Raw genomic sequence first — 19,758 nt, 5'->3', positions numbered from 1 at the left:
GGAGTCTCCTTGAGAGTGTCAATGGGCGGCGCTCACGCACCGGCCGGGCGGCTCAGGGCCGCGTGCACGACGCCGAGTACGGCGTCGACTGTCTGGTCAAAGTCAAGATCGGACGAGTCCACCGTGTAGACCCCGTCCGCTGCCTGCGTGAAGCTCGCGACTGCCGAGTCCTTCGCGTCCCGCGCGACCACCTGCTCGAGCAGGTCCTCGACGCTCTGCGTCCCTCCGAGCTGGGCCCCGCGACGGCGCAGTCGCGCCTCCTCCGAGGCGGTGAGCAGGAGCCGCACCTCGGCGTCGCGCGCCACGACGGTGGTGATGTCGCGCCCCTCGACCACCATGCGGCGGCCGTGCGCTGCGATGATCGCGCGCTGGCGGCGGATCAGCTCGTCGCGCACCCCGAGGTTGGTCGCGACGGCGCTGACTGACGCGGAGATGCGCGGCTCACGGATCGCATCCGTCACGTCCGCACCGCGCACGACGACGCGCTCCGCGTCTGGGCTTGTGCTCAGCTCGAGGTCCAGGGTGCGGGCGGCCGCCTCGACCAGCTCGCCGTCGTCGAGGTCGACGTCCCGGTCGAGGCAGTCCCACGCGACGGCGCGGTACATCGCACCGGTGTCGAGGTACGCAAGCCGGAGCTGCCGGGCGACCTCCTTGGACACGCTCGACTTACCGGAGCCGGACGGACCGTCGATAGCGACGACCAGCGGTCGGCCGAGCCGCAGGGGCTCAGCGCCGGGCGCCGGGGTGTAGCGGACGGCAGTCCCGTGCTCAGTGCTCTGAGAATTCAGCTCCGTCACTGCAATACCCGCCATCCGCGCTCCTCCAGTTCCGCAACCAGTGCATCATGCTTGCTCGGGAGCACGGAGATCTCCACCATGCCCACATTGCGCCCCGACGAGTGGTCGAGGCGCAGGTCTTCGAGGTTCACCCCGATCTCGCCGATCTCCGTCAGGAGCCGGGCAATCTGGCCCGGCCTGTCGTCGACGAGGATGCTCATCCAGGCGAAGGCCTGCGGCGGGCCGCCGTGCTTGCCCGGAATGCGGGCTACGCCGGCATTGCCTTCGCTCACGAGCTGGGCCATGTCCAGCCGCGCGCCGGGCGCCGTCGGTGCCTCGAGCGTGCGGATGAGGCGCTCGACGTCGTCGCGGACACCGTACAGGTGCTCGACGACCTGAGGCGCGTTCGCACCGAGGATCTGCACCCAGAGGCCCGGATCACTCGCCGCGATCCGCGTCGTGTCGCGCAGGCCGTTGCCCGCAAGCGCCAGGAGACGCAGGTCGGTTCCCTGCAGGCGGGACGCGAGCAGGGATGACATGACCTGCGGGAGGTGGCTCACGAGCGCCACGGCCTCGTCGTGCTCTGCGGCGTCGAACTCGATGACGTTGCCGCCGAGGTCCGCGCCGAGCGACTTGGCAAGACGGACTGCGTCATGATCGGCCTCCGGCGGCGCGCAGACCACCCACGGCATCGAGGTGAACAGCTCGCCGCGCGCAGCCACGGGGCCGGACTTCTCCCGCCCGGCCATCGGGTGCGTGCCCACGTACCGGGTGAGGTCGGCGCCCCGCTCGCGCAGTCCGGCCAGGATCGCGCCCTTGACGCTCGCGATGTCGACCACGACGGCGCGTGGCCACCGCTCGAGGGCCCGCGCGACGACGTCGACCGTCACGTCCGGCGGCGCGGCGACGACGACGAGCTCAGGTTGGACGCCCGGGTTGGCGTCGAGCTCTGCCACCGGCCGGCCCGCCCCGATGTCGACGGCGACCGCTTGGTTGGTGGGCGACGTGTCCTCGAGGAAAACGGGCACGCCGCGGTGCTCGAGCCCCAGGCCGATGCTCGCGCCGAGGAGGCCCGTGCCGATCACGACGACCGGGCCGTGCAGGTGCGTTGCGGACATGTGGATATTCTCCCGGCCTCTCCCGGCCTAGAGGCCGACCGCGGCCATGAGGTGGCCGATCTCCTGCTTGCCGAGCCTGCGGACCGTGCCCTGCTTCTGGTCGCCGAGCCCGATCGGGCCGATCTTGGCGCGCACGAGGCGCTGGACGGGGAACCCGACGGCGTCGAACATGCGGCGCACGATCCGGTTCTTGCCAGAGTGCAGCACGACCTCGACGAGCACGAAGCCTGGCGTCGAGTCCACGAGGCGGAACGAGTCGACCCGGGCAATCCCGTCCTCGAGCTCGACACCGTGGCGCAGCTGGGCGCCGATGCCCTGCGGCATGGGGCCGCGGACCTGGACCACATAGGTCTTCGGGATCTCGTAGGAGGGGTGCGTGAGGCGGTTCGCGAGCTCGCCGTCGTTCGTCAGGAGCAGGAGCCCCTCGGTGTTCGTGTCGAGGCGCCCCACATGGAAGAGGCGCTCGGGCGTGCCCGGACGCAGGTAGTCCGAGACGCACGGGCGGCCCTCGGGATCATCCATCGTGGAAACCACGCCGCGGGGCTTGTTGAACGCCATGTAGACGAGGTGCTCGTTGGTCTGGACGCGCACACCGTCCACGTGGATCACGTCCGTCTCCGGGTTGACCCTGGTGCCGAGCTCGGTGACGACCTCTCCGTTGACCTCAACGCGGCCCTCGGCAATGAACTCCTCGCACACCCGGCGCGAGGCTACGCCCGCGTTGGCCATGACCTTCTGCAGGCGGATGCCCTCCTCTGCCATCTCGGCGCGGGTGCGGGGCTCGTGCTTGGGCAGGGGCGCCGGGGACTTGCGGGGGGCTGCGTCCTTGCGGACCGGCCCCAGATTGCGCCCGAAGCGCTCATTCGCAAACGGCGCCGCGCCTGACCCCTTGGCGAAGGGTCGTTCGCCGCGCTTGTGCTGCGATGCCTTCGGGGCGCCCTTTGCGCCGCCGCGAGCGGCGCCTCCGCGACCTCCGCTGCCGTATGAGTTGTTGCTGTTGTTCCCCCTGTTGGGGGTGCCCCCGTTGCGTGGTGAACCCTGGCGTCCCGCCTGTGCCATAACCAATGCCTCTGCAGTATGAAGCAGCCCTTTCGGGTGCGTGTTTGAAGTGATGGGGCGAATGCCCACCCTCTAGGATAACCGATCCTCGCGAGGCCCCGGCACGCGGCTCGAATCAGCGGACATCTGAAGCCTTTCTCTTCGATGATTCACTTCATGGTTCGAAGATATGTTCTATACTGGGATCATGAGCGAGTGGTTGCAAGGGAAATGGTCATGGGGGGACGAGTACTTGGACAAGTACGCCCTGCTCGCGGCCGATTTCTCGGCCTCCACGGACTCGTCCGAATCGGGCATCGTCGATGCGGATGGCCTGGATGGGGACGCCTTCGACGCCGGGTGGTGGGACCGGAACGCTGAAGCCCTGGAAGAGCGGCAGGATGAGCAGGACGACGCAGAGCTGTGGGAGATCGCCGAGTCGTGGAGGGTCACCGGGGCGAATGGCCAGGAGTCGGAATCCATCCCCGCCGATCGTCGTGACGCGTTGGAGTATGCCGCTCTCCTCGTGCGGGCGCTGGAACGTTCCGAGGCCGCACAGGCCCGCCTCGATGCGGGTCGCATCTGGATCATGGCTGAACTCGTAAAGGCCGAGGGAGGCGCCGATGCTGACCTCATGACGCGACTCGAGGCTCCAGGGCTGGCCGCTTCGGAGGTCGCCGCTGCGCTGCGCATCCCACAGCGCACCGCAAGGGCGCGGATCGAGGAAGCACGGGCACTCACCGATCGGGCGATGGCGCCGGTGCTCGAGGGAATGAGGCAGGGACGCTTGAACCGGCAGCGGGCAGCGATTGCTGTCGATGCCGCAGTACCCGTGCCTGCGGGGCGACTGGCAGACTTCGCGGCGGCCGCAGCCGAGATCGCCGCGCCGATGGATCCGCAGCGCACCCCCACCCCGGGAGCACTGGGTCGGCGGCTACGCCGCCTCGCCGAGGACTACGCGGCGGAGCCCCTCGCCGCGCGGAAGTCCAAAGCCGTCGCAGGCCGACGGGTTGATGTCAGCCCAGTCGGGGACGGCATGTGCTGCACCACGGCCCTGCTGCCCTTGGAAGACGGTGCCTTGATCGACACCCGGTTGGGTGCGATCGCGCGCTCCCTCCACGGCCCGAACGAGCACCGCACCATCAACCAGCTCCGCGCGGACGCCTTCCGCGACCTCGTCCTTGGCTCCGCTCCCCTTGGGATGGGTCCCGTTGGGATGGGTCACCTTGCCACCGGCCCGCTCGGCACTGACCAGCCCGGCGCTGGGCGCGGTGAGTGGCCAGCGCCCGGGGCACGCGCTGCGGGGCCGGACGCTGGGGGCACCGAGGGGCCCGGCCTTGGTGGGGCGGGCGTTGGGGGCCCGGGTGCTGCGGACACTCGGTGGCCGCAAGCTCCTCTGGGCGGCGTGCGCATGCAACTGGTCCTCACCGCCGCCGAAGCAACCGTGAACGGAACGAGCGACGCACCCGGTGAAATCCTGGGCTACGGCCCGATCGACGCGGAAACGACAAAGAGGCTCGCGGCGCAGACCACCTCCTGGTCGAGGATGGTAGTCGGGGCGAAGGACGGTGCGCCGCTGTCGATCGGCCGGATCAGCTACGCACCGACGGCATCTATGCGCCGGTTCCTGGCGCTCCGCGACGCAACCTGTCGGTTCCCGGGGTGCGACAAACCCTCAGCGGCCAGCGAAGCCGACCACATCGTGGAGTGGCAGCATGGCGGCAACACGGACGTCGCGAACCTTGCGCTCCTCTGTCCGGAACATCATCGTCTCAAGAGCCTCGGCAACTGGACCGTGCGCCACCTCGCCACCGACACTGCCACTGAGGTCACCACGCTCGACGACGCATCGGCCGCGGGCGTAGCGCCGGCGGTAGAACTCAGGACAGGATCAGCGTCCGAGCTCGGCGCAGGATCGGAGCCCGTGCCGGCGAGACCGCCCGGGACGCTCGAATGGACGGCGCCCTCCGGCCGCACATACATCACCTACCCGCGCAGTGAGGACCCGCCGCCTTTCTAAACGCCTTTCCGACTTTCTCAACGCCTTTCCGACGAGGACCGTGCTCAGCGCTGGAGCCTAGGAGACCAATGCCCGCACCCATTGAGGCGGTCTGGCTGCGCGCCACGAGCACGAGGCACGACCGCGCAACGCGTGCACAAGGCACGACCGCGCGACTCGAGCACGAGACACCACCGCGCGACGCGAGCACGAGACACCACCGCGCCACGCGAAGGCTAGTACGCGCCGTCGATCGCCTCGAGCTCGTCGAGGCCCGGAAGGTGCGGCGAAAGCCGTGGCAAGTCTTCTGCAGATCCGATTCCGAGGCGTTCCAGGAAGTACGACGTCGTCTGGTACAGAATGGCCCCTGACTCCGGGTCGTTGCCCGCATCCTCAATGAGGCCACGGGTCACGAGGGTCTTGACCACCGAGTCGACGTTGACACCACGGATCGCCGCAACACGCGATCGGGCCACGGGCTGGCGGTACGCAATGACAGCCAGAGTCTCGAGCGCAGCCTGGGTGAGACGCGCGGTCTGACCCTCGAGGACGTACTTCGAGACGATGTCGGCGAACTCGGGGCGAGAGTAGAAGCGCCACCCTCCTGCCACCGCACGCAGCTCGAAGCCCCTTCCCTGCGCGGCATACTCAGCCGCGAGGGCAGCCAGGGCATGCTCAACCTCGGGCTGGGGAACTTCGAGCGTCGCTGCCAGCTCGGCTGCGCTCACGGGCTCGTCGACGACCATGAGGACTGCTTCGAGGGCCGCGCCGATGCCACCGTCAGCTTGCATGCTGTTCCTCCCTGTCGCCGATCATGTGTTCCGCACTCTTGCCCCCGGTCTCTTCCGCACTCTCTCCCGCGGTCTCTTCCCCCGGCACCGACTCCGTGAGCCCTGCCGGCAGTGGCGCCCCACCGTCGTCGTACTCCTCGCTCAGGTGCTCCGACGACCACTCCTCCCCCGCCGTCCAGCGCACGCTGAGCTCGGCGAGGGGGCCAGCCTGTTCGAACGCGACCGCGCGGTCGCGGAACAGTTCGAGCAGGGCGAGGAAACGGGCCACGACCACGAGCCGCGATTCGGCGTCAGACGTCAGCGAGCGGAAACTCAGCGGGCCCGACGCCTGAAGCCTGAATCCGAGAAGCTCTGCCTGCTCGCGCACGCTCACGGGCGGTGCGTGGAGATGGTCGATCCCCACCTCGGTGGGCGGGGCCTCCTTCGGGGCGAACGCCTTGGCGGCGAGGTCAGCGAACTCCGCGGGGGTGTGCCGCCAGACGAGTTCGGGCAGGAGTGCGGCAAAGCCCGCTTCCAGCGTCACCGACCGCGGGAAGCGGCGCGACTCCGCATCGAGGGTCTCGGCGAAGATGCCCGCGATCTCCTTGAAGGCCTTGTACTGCAGGAGTCGCGCGAACAGGAGGTCACGGGCCTCGAGACGGGCCACGTCCTCCTCGTCTTCGACCTCGCCCTGCGGCAGGAGGCGGGCGGCCTTGAGGTCGAGCAGGGTTGCGGCGATGACGAGGAATTCGCTTGCCTCGTCAAGGCCCCAGTCTTCACCTTTGGCCCGGAGCGCGTGGGAGTAGGCGATGAAGTCGTCCGTGACCGTGGCCAGCGCGAGTTCGGTGATATCGAGCCGGTGCTTCGCGATGAGCCCGAGCAGCAGGTCGAAAGGACCCGTGAAGTTTGCCAGATGAACCTCGAAGCCGGCTGCGTTTTGCCCCGCGGTAGCCAACGCTGCGGCAGTCGACCCCGCGACGATCGGCTGAACCGCAGCGGTCTCTGCCGCCTGGGTCGGCTGAATGTCAGGGAGCTCCACCGCGGGCCACGAGCTCGCGGGCCAGGCTGCGGTATGCCTCGGCGCCCGGGTGGTTCGATGCGTAGCGCGTGATGGGCTCGGCGGCCACGGTCGCGTCAGCGAACTTGATGGTGCGCTTGATGACCGTCTCGAAGACCTTGTCGCCGAACGCCTCGACGAGGCGGGCCAGGACCTCTCGGCTGTGAAGCGTGCGTGCGTCGTACATCGTGGCCAGAACGCCGTCCACCGTCAGGCGCGGGTTGAGACGATCCTGGACCTTCTCGATGGTCTCGACCAGGAGTGCGACGGCACGCAGCGCGAAGAACTCGCAGATAAGGGGGATAATCACGCCGTGCGCCGCGGTCAGCGCGTTGACCGTGAGGAGGCCGAGGGAGGGCTGGCAGTCGATGAGGATGACGTCGTAGTCGTCCTCGACGGTTCGGAGCGAGCTCGCAAGGACCTGTTCGCGGGCCACCTCATTCACGAGCTGGACCTCGGCCGCCGACAGATCGATGTTGGCCGGGAGGAGGTCGACATTCGGCTCGTCCGTGTGGCGGATGGCCTCATGGACGTCGACGTGGCGGTCCATCATGACGTTGTAGACGGTCGTATCTAGCTCATGGGGGTTGATGCCGAAGCCCGCCGAGGCGGCACCCTGCGGGTCGAAATCGACGAGCAGGACCTTGCGGCCGTACTCGGCGAGCGCGGCCGCCAGATTGATGGCCGATGTGGTCTTCCCGACGCCGCCCTTCTGATTGACCATCGCGATGATGCGGGCCGGGCCATGGGACTCCAGAGGCGCTGGCTCCGGGAAGTCCCGCAGGGGTCGGCCGGTGGGGCCGAGCTCAACGCCGTCCTGTCCCTCGTCAAGGGTGTCGGAGATGCCGTCCAGAGTCGCTGCGCTTTGCTCTGTGCTCACGTATCCATCCACACTTTCGATTCGTTAGCGGCGTTTGGCATGCCTGCAGCCTCCTTGACACCACAGCCTACACACGGGCGACACGGACCATGCGGACCTTGACAAGTGCCCCACCGGCGCGCCTTACCCTCAAGTTGAACTTCAAGGTTGGTCTCTTCTCGCCGTCCCGGACGCGCCTGAAGGTCACCTCCCGAGGGTCATTGTGCGGACAATGACCTACAGGAGATGACCTCCAGAAGGATCTGGGTTTCATACCCGGATGCGGGTTTCAGACTGCTGCTCAGACGCGGCTGAGCTCCTCGCCGGCAGGGCCGGGCGTCGCCGCCGCACTCGGTCCCGTGAGGCTCTCGTCCTCGGACGCGCCGCCGTGGCCGTGGCCGTGGCCCGCGAGCATCGTGGTCTCGTCGAACGGCCGCCGGCCGCCGAGGACCTCGCCCACACGGTCGCGGTCAATCTCCTTGGTCCACGTGCCCATGAGCACGGTCGCGACCGCGTTGCCGGTGAAGTTCGTCAGTGCGCGAGCCTCGGACATGAAGCGGTCGATGCCCACGATGAAGGACACGCCGCCCACAAGCTGCGGGGCGTGGGCCTGCAGGCCGCCGGCGAGGGTAGCGAGACCGGCGCCGGAGACGCCCGCCGCACCCTTCGAGGCGATGATCATGAACACGAGGAGCCCGATCTGCTCGCCGAGGGCGAGAGGCTGGCCCATGGCGGAAGCGATGAACAGGGAGGCCATCGTCAGGTAGATCGCGGTGCCGTCGAGGTTGAACGAGTAGCCGGTCGGGACCGTCACGCCGACCACCGGCTTCGACACACCGAGGTGCTCCATCTTGGCGATGAGGCGAGGAAGGGCGGCCTCGGACGAGGACGTCGACACGATGATGAGGTACTCGCGGCCCAGGTACTTCATGAGCTTGAAGATGTTCACGCCCGAAACAACCTTCAGGATCGTGCCGAGAACAACGACGACGAACAGGATGCACGTGATGTAGAACGCGATCATGAGCGTCAGAAGGCTCAGGACGGCCTTCCAGCCCGTAGCGCCCACCACAGCGGCGATGGCACCGAAGGCGCCGATCGGCGCGAGCCACATGACCATGATGAGGATGCGGAACACGAGCACCTGCGCCTGTCGGATGAACTCGAGCAGCATCGCGCCGGTCTTGCCCATGCGCTGGAGCGCGAAGCCGACAAGGAGCGCCACGAACAGCGTCTGGAGGATCTGGCCCGACGTGAGCGAGGACAGCAGCGTGTTCGGGATGATGCCCAGGAGGAAGTTCGTCGTGTCAGCAGACTCGGTCGCCTTGTAGGTTGCGTCCTTGAGGTTCAGGCCTTCACCGGGATGGACCACGTTGCCCACCACGAGACCGATCGCGAGGGCGAACGTGCTCATGACCATGAAGTACACCAGGGCCAGGCCGCCGACCTTGCCCACCGTCGTCGCCTTGGCGATCGAGCCGATGCCGAGCACGATCGTGCAGAAGATGACCGGCGCGATCATCATCTTGATGAGGGCCACGAAGCCGTCGCCGAGCGGCTTGAGGTTCGCGGCGAGTCCGTCCTTGCCGGGGAAGACGAGGCCGACGACGACGCCGAGGACCACGGCGACGATGACGGCGATGTAGAGCCAATGCGTGCGGTCGGCCGGCTTCTTCTTGACCGGTGACGCGTCCGGTGCCGTTGGCGACAGTGCCACGGGGTGCTCCTAGGGTAGGTTCGGTGACTTGATACCTTGACGGTTGACCCCTGTGGGCCAGAACACGGTCCACTCTGGTCGATGCTGTGACAGACCTCACCGTTGCGGTCATATTGGTCACAGCCGTTCGATCCAGTTCGATCCAGTGCGGTCCGATCCAACGCAGGGCGAACGACGCCGCTGCGTTGACCACGAGGAGGTGAGAGATCCGATGCGCCCCCTGAGCCTCGCCGCACGGATGCTCTGGACCCTCGTGCTCGCCGTCGTGCTCCTCACGGCGTTCGTAGGGACGGCCATGTACGTCGACGCCCGCGACCAATCGCAGCAGCAGGCTGCCAAGCGGACGCTGGCGGTCGCCGCCGCGATCGCGGACAGCCCCGTGGTCCGCGATGCCGCGACTCGCGCGCGGGCGGTCGATCCGACCACCGCCCTCCAGCCGTACGCCGTCCAGGTGACCCGGGATGCAGGCCTCGACTTCATCACGATCATGGCCCCGGACGGCACCCGGTGGACCCACCAGAATCCGGCCGAGATCGGCGGGAAGTACATCGGAAGCATCGATGAGGCGCTCGCCGGCCATCCGTTCACCGAGGAGACCGCGGGCACTCTGGGCCCGTCGGTGCGCACGATCGTGCCGATCATGGAGGGTACTGCGGTGGTGGGCATGGTCGCCGCCGGCGTCAAGGTGAGCGCCATTGAGGTGGCCACGGCGGGCCGCCTGCCGGCCCTCCTGGCGATCGCCGCCGTCGTGCTCGCTCTCGGCTCCCTCGGCGCGTTCGCCGTGGGACGCTACCTCTCGAGGGTGACGCGCGGCTATGGCCCAGAGCAGCTCGGCCAGCTCTTCGCCTACTACGAGTCGGTGCTGCACTCCGTCCGCGAGGGCGTGATCCTCGTGGATGGGAAGGGGCAGGTAGTGATCCGCAATGACCAGGCCTCGCGGCTGCTGGGCATTCCGGACGACGACGCCGGCTCGCGCAACTACCCCCCGCGCAACGACCCCCGGCGGCCCGCGCCGCGCTCCGGCACCGGTCTGCCTGCACCGCTGCCCACTCTGGGCAGCCTCGGCATCCCCGGTAGCCTCCGCGAGCTGCTCGCGAGCGGGCGCACTGCGCGAGACGAGATCCATCTGACGGGCGAGAGGGTCCTCGTGGTCAACCAGGAACCGGCGGTCTCGCAGGAGGGGCGCCGCGGCAGGGTACTCGGAGCCGTCGCGACTCTGCGCGACCAGACGGAGATCGAGGCCCTCGGCAGCGAGCTCCAGACCATGAGGACGCTCTCGGACGCACTCCGCAGCCAAACGCACGAGCATGCAAACCGCCTGCACACGATCGTCTCGCTCCTCGAGCTCGGGCAGACGGAGCGGGCGCTCGCCTTCGCGACCGACGACCTGCGCCTGAGCCAGTCCCTCGCCGACGAGCTTGTTGTCTCGGTCGACGAACCCATCGTCGCCGCACTCATCATGGGCAAGGCAGCCCAGGCCAATGAGCGCGGGATCCGGCTCGACGCGGAGGCCACTGCGTCGGTGGCCGGCTCGGGCCTCGCACCGGCAGACCTCGTCACGATCGTCGGCAATCTCGTCGACAACGCGATCGACGCCGCCGCAGCGGGCAGCACCCCCCGCTGGGTGTCCCTTGAGATCGTCGAGCACGAGGGATCGATCGTCATAGAGGTCGCAGACTCCGGGCCGGGCATCCGCGAGAACGAGACCGACGAGATCCTCAGGTTCGGGTATTCGACCAAGCCCCAGACGGGCCATGGACGGGGGCTGGGCCTCGCGCTCGTCAAGCGCTCGGTGGAGCGCCTCGGGGGGAGCCTCACCGTCTCCCGCCGGGCCGGCGCCGTGTTCACCGTGGTCCTGCCCAGGAAGGAGTCCGCAGCATGAGCCCGCGGACCGGAGCAGGGCCGGACGTCACCGCGATCCGCGTCCTCGTGGTCGAGGACGAGCCGATCGCGGCTGAAGCGCACGCCACCTATGTGGGGCGCGTCCCCGGTTTCCTCCACATCGGGACGGCGCACGACGGCGCGTCCGCCCTCCGGCTCGCAGGCCAGCTCGCCGCTGCGGGAACCCCGGTGGACCTCGTGCTGCTCGACATGAACCTCCCCGACCTGCACGGTCTCGATGTGGGACGCCGTATGAGGGCTGCCGGGCACGCGGTGGACATCATTGCGATCACCGCGGTACGCGAACTGCCGGTGGTTCGGCGCGCCATCTCCGTCGGCGTCGTGCAGTACCTCATCAAGCCGTTCACGTTCGCGGCCTTCGCCGAGCGCCTCGAGCACTACCGCGTCTACCACGAGGCCCTCGCCGGGGCCGGCGGACAGACCTCGCAGGCGGCCGTCGATGACGCACTCGCGGCCCTTCGCGCACCCATTGCCCGGCCGCTGCCCAAGGGCCTCTCCGCGGGCACCCTCGAATCGGTGCGCGAGTTCCTGCGCACGCATCGTGGTGCCGCCTCGGCGGCCGAAGTCACGGAAGCCGTCGGAGTCTCCCGGGTGACGGCCCGGCGCTACCTCGAACACCTCGCAGATACGGGCGAGGTGGCAAGATCCGCGCGCTACGGCGCGCCGGGCCGGCCCGAGAACGAGTACCGCTGGAACGGATGAGCGCCGCGACACGAAGGGGACCTTCCGCCTCCTGTCCCAGCGCGCCAAACAAGCCTAGATTTGAAGCAGGAAGCCGCTGTCCGATCGCTGTTCTGCAGAGTATCTTCCGCAGGGGCTTCCCAACCGAAGGGAGTCGCCATGAGCGAGAACATCCAGGGCGTCGTCGAGAACGTTCAGGTGCGCATCGAACTCGACGTCGGATCCATTCCGGACGGGTCCGGCAACGACCGGGACCCGGATGAGATCGATACCGAGCGCTTCGACGCGGGCTGAGCCCAGCGAAGCCTCACCACCCCCGGGGGGACACGAGAGAGGATCGATATGACCCACAGCCTGGACTTCGGCAACACCGAGGACGATGACCTCACCGAGCCCTTGGACGGCAGGGACAGCCAGGCGCCCGAGGGATCGAGCGACAACCCGGAGACGATGGACGAGCTCGATCCGCTCCACGATCCGCGACGTCTCATCGAGTTGGATATCGAAGAAGAGAACCCGGACGTCGAACTCGGTATGGACTGAACGGCGCATGTCGCTGCGGCGGGACAAATGCCGCGCCGCACTCGCTCCAGCGTGCCGGATTCCTGTACGGTTAAGCATGTAGTCGTTGTGTTTCACGTTGTGCCTGTACGGTGCCTGCCTCCGCCGGAGGTTTTCGGTGCGTGCGCGCCATGCGGTATACGGACACCGCTGCGCGCAGTTCCCGACGGTCGGGATCTGCACTGTCCAAGGAGGACATAGATTGGCAACTGGCACCGTCAAGTGGTTTAACAGCGAAAAGGGCTTCGGCTTCATCGCTCCCGATGACAACTCTGCGGACGTCTTCGTCCACTTCTCCGCGATCGAGTCCAAGGGCTACCGCGAGCTCCTCGAGGGCCAGAAGGTCGAGTTCGAGACCCAGCAGGGTCCGAAGGGTCTTCAGGCCGCGAACGTTCGCCCGCTCTGATTCCCAGAGGCTCCCGCCGCGGAGACTCTTGATCGCCCGGAGGGCCGGCAGTCTAGGCCTGCCGGCCCTTTGGCGTGCCTTGGGACGGGTCGGAAGACCTCCATTCGAGCGTTGCCCAAGCGTCCAGGGCAAGCTCCAGAACCTGAGAGCCGGCAACACTGCGCACATCGCGCGACTGTCTGGATCCTCAGGCAGCGCATAGGTTCTTGACAAGACATTGCCAGCTCTCCTCTGGGAACATGGGTTCACGAGCGGGCGCGTCCAGTGCACGCACAGTCGACACACAGGAGCCGGGGGGTAGACGTGAGACGACCGGAGAACGGAGCACTCGCCAGCGGCGCTGCCCTCGCAGTCGCCGCGGTGCTCGCCAGCGGCTTCCTCTCGGCCGATCAGGACCCGCACAGCCAGTCACAGGCAGACCGCGTCGTGGTCGTGGGCGATTCGCTCAGCACCGGCTACGGCACTTCCGCCCGGTGGGCGTGGCCCCTCCTGCTGTCCGAGGGCGAACAGGGCCGGCTCAACGTGGTCAACGCGTCCGAGAACGGCGACGGCTACCTCTCCATCGGTACCGAGGGCGGCACGTTCGGTTCGCACGCAGCGGCGGCCGTGACGCCGGATACGAGCATTGTCGTGTTCTTCGGCTCGGAGAACGACATGGACGAGGATCTCGCCAGCATCACGGATGCAGCGGTCACTACGCTCCAGGCGGCACACGAGACGGCGCCGTCGGCCCGGATCGTCGTGGTCGGACCGACTGCATTCACCGACGACCCCGAACCCGAGCGCCTCGCGGTCCGCGATGCGCTCGAAGCGGCGGCCTTCCAGACCGGCGCGGAATTCGTCGACCCGCTTGCAGGCAAGTGGCTCGCGGCCAGCGAGTACGAGGGTCCCGACGGGGACCACCCGACCGTCGCCGGCCAGGAACAGCTGCGCGAGGAGATGTCGCGCGCGCTCGGCCTCTAAGCGTGGTCCCGCCACGAGTGCTGCGGGTCGTACCCGAGAAGCCGGCGGGCCTTTTCGATCCCCAGCAGGGTCTCATGCTCTGAGAGGTCCCGTGTGAGGCGAACGTCCGGGAACACCTCGGCGGCGAGCGACGCGGAGCTGCGGGACATCACCGTGTCCGCGGCCGCGATGATGTAGGCCTCGAAGCCTGGGCGGCCCGCCTCGAGTGCGCGCGCCACGGCCTGGGCGCCATCCCTCGCATCGATGTAGCCCCACAGGTTCCACTTCCGCAGGGAGGGATCGGTGTCGAAGGAGGGGAACGCCGCATAGTCTTCAGGCACCATGACGTTGGAGAACCGGAACCCACTGATGCTCAGCTCGGGGTCCCAACGGCACAGCTGGATGGCCATCTGCTCTTCGAGATGCTTGACGAGCGAATAGGTGCTTTCCGGACGCGCCGGGTACTCCTCATCGACGGGGATGTACGGCGGCGGGGCATCGAAGGGCAGGCCGAGCACGGTCTCGCTGGACGCATAGACGACGCGCTTGATGCCCGCACGCCGTGCGCCCTGGAAGACGCTGTAGGTCGAGAGCATGTTGTTGCGGAACGTCGCCGCGTCAGGCTGGAGCCCGGGCGCGGGGATCGCGCCGAGATGCACCACCGCGTCAACACCCTCATGACGGTCGTCGATGCCCTGCAGCGCGTCCGCGACCTGACCGTAGTCGGTGAGGTCAGTGCGGATGAAGCCACGGTCCCGCTCCCCCACCAGGTCGAGATTCCATACCGTGTGGCCAGCCTCGCGCAGGTGGGCGAGCACCACCCGCCCCAGCTTGCCGCTTCCGCCCGTGAGTGCGATCTCCACGTCTGACTCCCTTCGCCGGCCTCAGCAGCCGTCCATCGTCATGGTTCCAGCGATCATGCTTCCAGCGATCGGCGGCGCTGGCTACCCCGTAACGCCACGCAGACGCGCGACGGCGGCACTCGGGTGAGCTTGAAAGCTCACCCGAGTGCCGCCGTCGTGCGTGGCGGTGCGCCGAGTTTCAGGGGCGACCGTCGTTCAACGAGGAAATCACGCGACGGCAGCGGCCGCGCGCACAGACTCGAGGGCCTTGGTCCAGCTCACGAGCTGGTCGAGCATCGGATCGACCGATGCGGCCTGCATCTCCGTCGGCTTGAAGGTCGAGAAGTTCTCGAAGTCGCCGAAGAGCGAGAACATGCCGGTCTTCTGGACGTGGGCGATCTGGAGCTCGGAGAGGATGCCGCGGAGGTGCTCGACGGCGCGCACGCCGAAGGCGGAGCCGTAGGAGACGATGCCGGCGGCCTTGTTGGCCCATTCCGCATTGAGGTAGGAGAGGGCGTTTGCCAGAGCCGGGGACACGGAGTGGTTGTACTCGGCCGCCACGAAGATGAAGCCGTCGAACTCGTCGATGCGGGCCGACCACTCCTTGGTGGCCTCTTGGCTGTAGGCCTGGTACGCGGCCGGCATGGCCTCGTTCAGGAGCGGGAGGTTGAAGGCGGCGATGTCGACAAGCTCGAACTCGATCTCCGGCTTGCTCTCCTGGGCGCGGGCGAGGACCCACTCGGCGACCTGGAGGTTGTTGCGGCCCGGACGGGTGCTGCCGGTGACGACTGCGATCTTGCTCATGTGCAACTCCTTGGTGATGACATATTGACGCATCAATCAAAACTTGATGTTTCCACTAGAACACAGGCATAATTGATGTGTCAAGCACCGTTGGGGACCCTGAGGAGTGACAGTGACCACGCCCATTGAGGCAACAACAGAGCCGAGCTGGCTCGACGAGCGCGAGAAGGATGTGTGGCTCGCCCTGCGGCGGCTCCTCTGGGGTCTGCCGCCCGCCATCGACCGGCAGCTGACCCGGGACTCCAACCTGTCCGGGCCAGAGTACTCGGTCCTCGCGACACTCTCGGAGTGCGCCGACGGGGTGCTGCGTTCCGGCACGGCCGCACAGGAGCTCGGCTGGGAACGCAGCCGGCTCTCCCACATCCTCAGACGTATGGAGGCGAAGGGCCTCGTATCGAGGACATGCTCGGCGGACGACGCGCGCGGCCAGGACGTCCACCTGACCGATGTGGGGCGCGAGGCCATCACCGAGGCTGCTCCCGGGCACGTCGCCTTTGTCCGTCGGGCCGTGTTCGACCAGCTGTCCCCCGCGGAGCAGGCCCTCTTCGGCGCCGCGTGCGAGCGCATCGCAGCTGCCATCGCCGCCGAGGCAGACTCCGCGGGAGCCTCGAGCGCCTGCGCCGAGGAGTGCAGCACCGCAGACCGGTAAGCCCAGCCCGGCAACCGCCGCCCAGTGATGGCAGCCCGGCGACGACAGCCCAGTAACGGCGCCGGCCACCGCATCCCAGTAACCGCAGCCCATTGCCGGCACAGGCCATCAGTAACCGCCGCGCGGCAACCGTGCGCCATCCGCCGGCGGATGAGTGCCTCGCGGATGAGACGCCGCGGATCACTAGACTGGCTCAGGTGACCTGGCATCGCACTGCATCCCAGTGGTTCAACCTTCCTGCTGGCGCCCTGTGGGGCGTTCTCGCTGACCTGCGACGCTGGCCCGATTGGAATCCAGCCGTCGCAGAGGCGTCGCTTGACGGCTCCCTCGCCGAGGGCGCCATGGGCCGGTACGCCCCCTCCCAGCGGGTCGTTGGCCTCCTCCACCGGCGCACCGCCCCCGGCTTCGCCGTGGCGCAGCTCGATCCCGGCCGCAGCATCGTCCTTCGCCAGCCCCAGCCCGGCGGCGGGCAGGACATCGCATGGTCGCTTGAAGAGCGCGACGGCGGGACAGTCTTCACCCAGCGCGTCACCCTTGACGGACCGCTGGCCCAGCAGTTCGGCCTCACCGCCGGCGAGCCTCTCGTGCGCGGCTTCGCCGCCCAGTGCGCCCGCCTGTACCGGCTCGCCGCTCCGGCCTCACCGACCGCGACGCTCGACGGCGCGCCGTCGGGCCCGCTCACGGTCATCGCCGGCGGCACCGGCTCCCTCGGGACCGCCCTCGCGTCGGAGCTGGTGTGTTCTGGCCACGAGGTCGCCCTGCTCACCCGCTCGTTCAAGAAGTCACCGGTCCGGCAGATCCTCTGGGACGGCCGGGGGCAGGGCGAATGGAGCGACGAACTCGGCGCCCGCGGTCGACTGAACATCGTCAACCTGGCCGGCGTGAGCCTCGATCGCCCGGGAACCCCGGAGAATATCACGATGCTGGCCGCCACGCGGGTGGAGCCCACGCGCGCGCTCGTGACGGCGAGCCGCAGCTGGAACCAGCCTGTGGAGCGCTGGGTCCAGCAGAGCGCCGTCGGAATCTACGGAGACTCTCCCGAGCCGATGGGTGAGACCGCCGTTCCCCCGGCCGACGCGCCTGGTCTCGCAGGAGTCGTGCGGGACTGGGAAGCCGCATTCGACGGCGCCGCCGCCGCGCACTCGATTGTCCTGCGGACGGGCGTCGTGCTCGAGCGGGACGCTGCGATCCTGGTCAGGCTCACCGTCCCCGCGCGGCTCGGCGCGGGCGGCGCCCTCGGCACCGGGGGCCAGTGGTTCAGCTGGATCCACATCGCCGACTGGCTGCGGGTCGTGCGCGCGGCGCTCGGACTTCCGCTATCCGCGGGCGAGCGGCCGCTCGACCTGCCGGACGGCGTCGTGAACGCCACCTCTCCCCACCCGGTGCAGAACCGGGAGCTCATGGCGCATGTCCGCGAATACGTCGGAGTCCCCCTGGGCATCCCGGCCCCGGCGCCTCTCCTGCGCGCGGCGGCGGCCGTGCTCCGCACCAACCCGCAGCTCGCGCTGGAGAGCGTGCGCGCCGTGCCCGGAGTCCTCACGGCCGCCGGCTTCGAGTTCCACTATCCCCAGCTGGCCGCGGCCTTCCGCGAGATGGCCGCGTAGCGGCACCCCGGGTACAGATCTGCCGGGTAGCGCACCCCGAACTCAATGCGCCAAACACAGCGCCAGCACCTCAGCGTTCCGCAGCCCAAACACCCGCCCGCTCAGCGTCCCACGACCCAAACACCCGCCCGCTCAGCGTCCCGCTGCGTAACCGGTCATTCCGCGGGGGTTGGCTCCAGCACGGAGGATGGCGGTCGAAGGCTCGCGCGACACGGCGCACAGCCGGCCGATGGCCCAGTCCCCCGCCACCCCGACGCGGTGCCCGCGCCGCCGCAGGGCATCGACGGCCCCTCCCTCGAACCGCCCTTCAAGCAGCGCAACTCCCGGCTGACGCTCGTGCGGGTAGAAGCTCGAGGGCGAATGCACCGAATGGAAGGCCGGTGCATCGATCGCCTCCTGGAGCCCCGCGCCACGCAGCGCCACATCGAGGAAGAAGTGCGCCTGCCACTGGTCCTGCTGGTCCCCGCCGGGCGAGCCGAAAGCCATGACCGCCTCCCCGCCACGCGTGACCAGGGTGGGCGAGAGCGTTGTACGCGGCCGGCGGCCGGGCGCGAGGGAGTTGGGCAGCCCCTCCTCGAGCCAGGACATCTGGAGCCGCGTTCCGAGCGGGAATCCCAGTTCGGGGATGACTGGCGAACTGGAGAGCCACCCGCCGCTCGGGGTGGCCGTGACCATGTTTCCCCACTGGTCCACAACGTCGATGTGCACGGTGTCGGTGCGCGCCCGTCCCTGCCGATCAGGAAGCGCTGCGGCCTCCAGCAGGGCGCGGACCGCGTTGGGCTCACCGAGCCCGTTTACCCCGGCCGCATCGAAGTCCCCGCGCACCACGAGGTCTGGCAGCCGGGGTGCGCGGCCACCGGGCGAGCCCGGGCGCAGGTCGAGGGACGCTGTCTCCCCGATGAGCCGGGCTCGCTCCGCCGCGTACTCGCGTGAGAGCAGTTCCCGCGCCGGCACGCCTGGGCCGTCCCCGTACCAGGCGTCGCGGTCTGCGAGCGCGAGTTTGGTCGCCTCGAGGACCGCGTGTACGTAGCCCTCGGTTCCCGGGGCGAGGAGACCTGCGCCGAAGCCCGGGATCTCGTCCAGGAGGGCCAGCTGCTGCAGGAACACTGGGCCCTGGCTCCAGAACCCGCACTTGTGAACGGTCTGCCCGCGGAAGTCGGACGAGACCGTCGGCTCATAGTGCGGTCGCCACTGGGCCAGGTCAGCGGCCGTCAGCAGCCCGGCGTGGGCGCGGCCGCTCGAGTCGCGCTGCGGCATGCGGCAGAACGCATCAATGGACTCTGCGACAAACCCCTCCGTCCATTCGCGCACGACGGCGCCGATCGACGCCGCGCGGCTCGCGCCTCCCGCTCGGGCCCGGGACTCGGCATCGATGAGCCGACGCCACGTGTGCGCGAGCGCGGGATTCCTCAGGAGGCTACCGGCAGGGAGCGGCACGCCGTCAGGGGCATAGACGGCGGCCGAGGCCGGCCAGTGGGCCAGGAAGTGCGGCGCCATCCTGGCCAGGACCGCGGCGAGGCCGGCGCTGATCGGAAGTCCGCGTTCGACCACGCTCAAGGCGGGGACAAGGATCTCGGCGAGAGGGAGTGTGCCGTGATCGGCCAGAAGGGTCAGCCAGCCCACGGTGGAACCGGGGACGGCTGCGGCCAGGAGGCCGGTACCCGGGACGTGACGGAGTCCCAGGGCCCGGAACGCCTCGATGTCCGCGCCGGCGGGTGCGGTGCCCTGGGCGCAGAGGACCTGCGGCTCGGACCCGGGCACCGCGAAGATGAGGGTCATGTCCCCGCCGGGGCCATTCTGCTGGGGCTCAGCGGACTGGAGCGCGAAGCCGGCGGCAGCGGCGGCGTCGAACGCATTGCCACCGCGCTCGAGCATCGCCATGCCCGCCTGGGCGCCGATCCAGTGGGTCGCCGAGACCATGCCGAAGGTGCCAGCGAGCTCGGGCCGGGCAGCGATGTCCATCACCCCACGCTAGCGCGCAGGAAGTCGCCCGGCTGCGGTGCCCTCGGAGCGGCCGCGAGCAGTCGTCAGGA

General features: G+C 68.8%; 19 protein-coding genes. 9 read left to right on the top strand and 10 right to left on the bottom strand.

The genetic code is table 11. The features are described 5' to 3' along the window. Nucleotides 1-32 precede the first annotated feature (32 nt). From cmk to AB5L97_RS08025, 3 genes are read right to left on the bottom strand one after another with little or no spacing between them, the layout of a single operon-like run. Complete coding sequence (gene cmk, locus AB5L97_RS08035) at nt 33-812, bottom strand: (d)CMP kinase (RefSeq protein WP_369047123.1); 780 nt, start codon at nt 810-812, stop codon at nt 33-35. Next, entirely contained in the window at nt 794-1,894 is a 1,101-nt protein-coding gene (locus tag AB5L97_RS08030; protein WP_369047122.1) for a prephenate dehydrogenase, read from the bottom strand. Before AB5L97_RS08030 ends, cmk begins: the two co-directional genes overlap by 19 nt. Nucleotides 1,895-1,921: 27 nt before the next feature. After that, nucleotides 1,922-2,953 (bottom strand): pseudouridine synthase, encoded by a 1,032-nt coding sequence (locus AB5L97_RS08025; protein WP_369047121.1) that lies wholly within the window; start codon nt 2,951-2,953, stop codon nt 1,922-1,924. Nucleotides 2,954-3,140: 187 nt separating this feature from the next. Between AB5L97_RS08025 and AB5L97_RS08020 the strand changes: the two genes are divergently transcribed. Then, entirely contained in the window at nt 3,141-4,952 is a 1,812-nt protein-coding gene (locus AB5L97_RS08020) for an HNH endonuclease signature motif containing protein (protein ID WP_369047120.1), read from the top strand. 215 nt (nt 4,953-5,167) lie between these two features. Here the strand turns inward: AB5L97_RS08020 and scpB are convergent, their stop codons facing one another. The 4 genes from scpB to AB5L97_RS08000 form a co-directional block, all read right to left on the bottom strand. Next, nucleotides 5,168-5,722 carry an SMC-Scp complex subunit ScpB gene (scpB, locus tag AB5L97_RS08015; protein ID WP_369047119.1) on the bottom strand — a complete coding sequence of 185 codons (555 nt, stop codon included), beginning with the start codon at nt 5,720-5,722 and terminating at the stop codon, nt 5,168-5,170. After that, nucleotides 5,712-6,683 (bottom strand): segregation and condensation protein A, encoded by a 972-nt coding sequence (locus AB5L97_RS08010; RefSeq protein WP_369047388.1) that lies wholly within the window; start codon nt 6,681-6,683, stop codon nt 5,712-5,714. The genes scpB and AB5L97_RS08010 overlap by 11 nt, the downstream gene beginning before the upstream one ends. Nucleotides 6,684-6,726: 43 nt before the next feature. Continuing rightward, a complete protein-coding gene (locus AB5L97_RS08005; RefSeq protein WP_307956694.1) occupies nt 6,727-7,638 on the bottom strand; it encodes a ParA family protein in 912 nt (303 codons plus the stop codon). Nucleotides 7,639-7,918: 280 nt separating this feature from the next. Next, entirely contained in the window at nt 7,919-9,334 is a 1,416-nt protein-coding gene (locus AB5L97_RS08000; RefSeq protein ID WP_369047118.1) for a cation:dicarboxylate symporter family transporter, read from the bottom strand. 211 nt (nt 9,335-9,545) lie between these two features. Here AB5L97_RS08000 and AB5L97_RS07995 point away from each other — a divergent pair, with 211 nt between their 5' ends. From AB5L97_RS07995 to AB5L97_RS07970, 6 genes are all read left to right on the top strand, one after another. Beyond that, nucleotides 9,546-11,216, top strand: a complete 1,671-nt coding sequence (locus tag AB5L97_RS07995; RefSeq protein WP_369047117.1) for a sensor histidine kinase — start codon at nt 9,546-9,548, stop codon at nt 11,214-11,216. Continuing rightward, complete coding sequence (locus AB5L97_RS07990) at nt 11,213-11,938, top strand: response regulator (protein WP_369047116.1); 726 nt, start codon at nt 11,213-11,215, stop codon at nt 11,936-11,938. Before AB5L97_RS07995 ends, AB5L97_RS07990 begins: the two co-directional genes overlap by 4 nt. Before the next feature lie 138 nt (nt 11,939-12,076). Beyond that, on the top strand, nt 12,077-12,211 hold the full coding sequence (locus tag AB5L97_RS07985; RefSeq protein WP_307956698.1) for a hypothetical protein: 135 nt from the start codon (nt 12,077-12,079) through the stop codon (nt 12,209-12,211). A 48-nt stretch (nt 12,212-12,259) separates the two neighbouring features. Then, complete coding sequence (locus tag AB5L97_RS07980) at nt 12,260-12,460, top strand: hypothetical protein (protein ID WP_307956699.1); 201 nt, start codon at nt 12,260-12,262, stop codon at nt 12,458-12,460. Between the two features lie 220 nt (nt 12,461-12,680). Beyond that, nucleotides 12,681-12,884 carry a cold-shock protein gene (locus AB5L97_RS07975; RefSeq protein WP_189695230.1) on the top strand — a complete coding sequence of 68 codons (204 nt, stop codon included), beginning with the start codon at nt 12,681-12,683 and terminating at the stop codon, nt 12,882-12,884. A gap of 303 nt (nt 12,885-13,187) precedes the next feature. Beyond that, on the top strand, nt 13,188-13,847 hold the full coding sequence (locus AB5L97_RS07970) for an SGNH/GDSL hydrolase family protein (RefSeq protein ID WP_307956700.1): 660 nt from the start codon (nt 13,188-13,190) through the stop codon (nt 13,845-13,847). On the opposite strand, the gene AB5L97_RS07965 is transcribed toward AB5L97_RS07970, so the two are convergent. Then, nucleotides 13,844-14,689: an NAD-dependent epimerase/dehydratase family protein gene (locus AB5L97_RS07965; protein ID WP_369047115.1), complete on the bottom strand. Its 846-nt coding sequence runs from the start codon at nt 14,687-14,689 to the stop codon at nt 13,844-13,846. The two genes, AB5L97_RS07970 and AB5L97_RS07965, sit on opposite strands and share 4 nt — an antisense overlap. A gap of 207 nt (nt 14,690-14,896) precedes the next feature. Further along, entirely contained in the window at nt 14,897-15,472 is a 576-nt protein-coding gene (locus AB5L97_RS07960) for an NADPH-dependent FMN reductase (protein ID WP_307956702.1), read from the bottom strand. 112 nt (nt 15,473-15,584) lie between these two features. On the opposite strand from AB5L97_RS07960, the gene AB5L97_RS07955 reads away from it, so the two are divergent. Then, nucleotides 15,585-16,121, top strand: a complete 537-nt coding sequence (locus AB5L97_RS07955; RefSeq protein ID WP_369047114.1) for a MarR family winged helix-turn-helix transcriptional regulator — start codon at nt 15,585-15,587, stop codon at nt 16,119-16,121. A 197-nt stretch (nt 16,122-16,318) separates the two neighbouring features. Then, entirely contained in the window at nt 16,319-17,725 is a 1,407-nt protein-coding gene (locus tag AB5L97_RS07950; protein WP_369047113.1) for a DUF1731 domain-containing protein, read from the top strand. A gap of 132 nt (nt 17,726-17,857) precedes the next feature. Here the strand turns inward: AB5L97_RS07950 and AB5L97_RS07945 are convergent, their stop codons facing one another. Then, nucleotides 17,858-19,687 carry a gamma-glutamyltransferase family protein gene (locus AB5L97_RS07945; protein WP_369047112.1) on the bottom strand — a complete coding sequence of 610 codons (1,830 nt, stop codon included), beginning with the start codon at nt 19,685-19,687 and terminating at the stop codon, nt 17,858-17,860. Between the last annotated feature and the right edge of the window lie 71 nt (nt 19,688-19,758).

The sequence above is a fragment of the Sinomonas sp. P10A9 genome (assembly GCF_041022165.1).
GTDB lineage: Bacteria > Actinomycetota > Actinomycetes > Actinomycetales > Micrococcaceae > Sinomonas > Sinomonas puerhi.
The sequence above is the reverse complement of the archived record's forward strand: the minus strand, read 5'-3'. Positions and strand labels throughout refer to the sequence as shown.

Coding starts and splice junctions, on each gene's coding strand:
- AB5L97_RS08025 (WP_369047121.1), bottom strand. CDS start 2,953: ATGGCACAGGCGGGACGCCAGGGTTCACCACGCAACGGGGGCACCCCC.
- scpB (WP_369047119.1), bottom strand. CDS start 5,722: ATGCAAGCTGACGGTGGCATCGGCGCGGCCCTCGAAGCAGTCCTCATG.
- AB5L97_RS08030 (WP_369047122.1), bottom strand. CDS start 1,894: ATGTCCGCAACGCACCTGCACGGCCCGGTCGTCGTGATCGGCACGGGC.
- AB5L97_RS07995 (WP_369047117.1), top strand. CDS start 9,546: ATGCGCCCCCTGAGCCTCGCCGCACGGATGCTCTGGACCCTCGTGCTC.
- AB5L97_RS07990 (WP_369047116.1), top strand. CDS start 11,213: ATGAGCCCGCGGACCGGAGCAGGGCCGGACGTCACCGCGATCCGCGTC.
- AB5L97_RS07980 (WP_307956699.1), top strand. CDS start 12,260: ATGACCCACAGCCTGGACTTCGGCAACACCGAGGACGATGACCTCACC.
- AB5L97_RS07960 (WP_307956702.1), bottom strand. CDS start 15,472: ATGAGCAAGATCGCAGTCGTCACCGGCAGCACCCGTCCGGGCCGCAAC.
- cmk (WP_369047123.1), bottom strand. CDS start 812: ATGGCGGGTATTGCAGTGACGGAGCTGAATTCTCAGAGCACTGAGCAC.
- AB5L97_RS08020 (WP_369047120.1), top strand. CDS start 3,141: ATGAGCGAGTGGTTGCAAGGGAAATGGTCATGGGGGGACGAGTACTTG.
- AB5L97_RS07945 (WP_369047112.1), bottom strand. CDS start 19,687: ATGGACATCGCTGCCCGGCCCGAGCTCGCTGGCACCTTCGGCATGGTC.
- AB5L97_RS07985 (WP_307956698.1), top strand. CDS start 12,077: ATGAGCGAGAACATCCAGGGCGTCGTCGAGAACGTTCAGGTGCGCATC.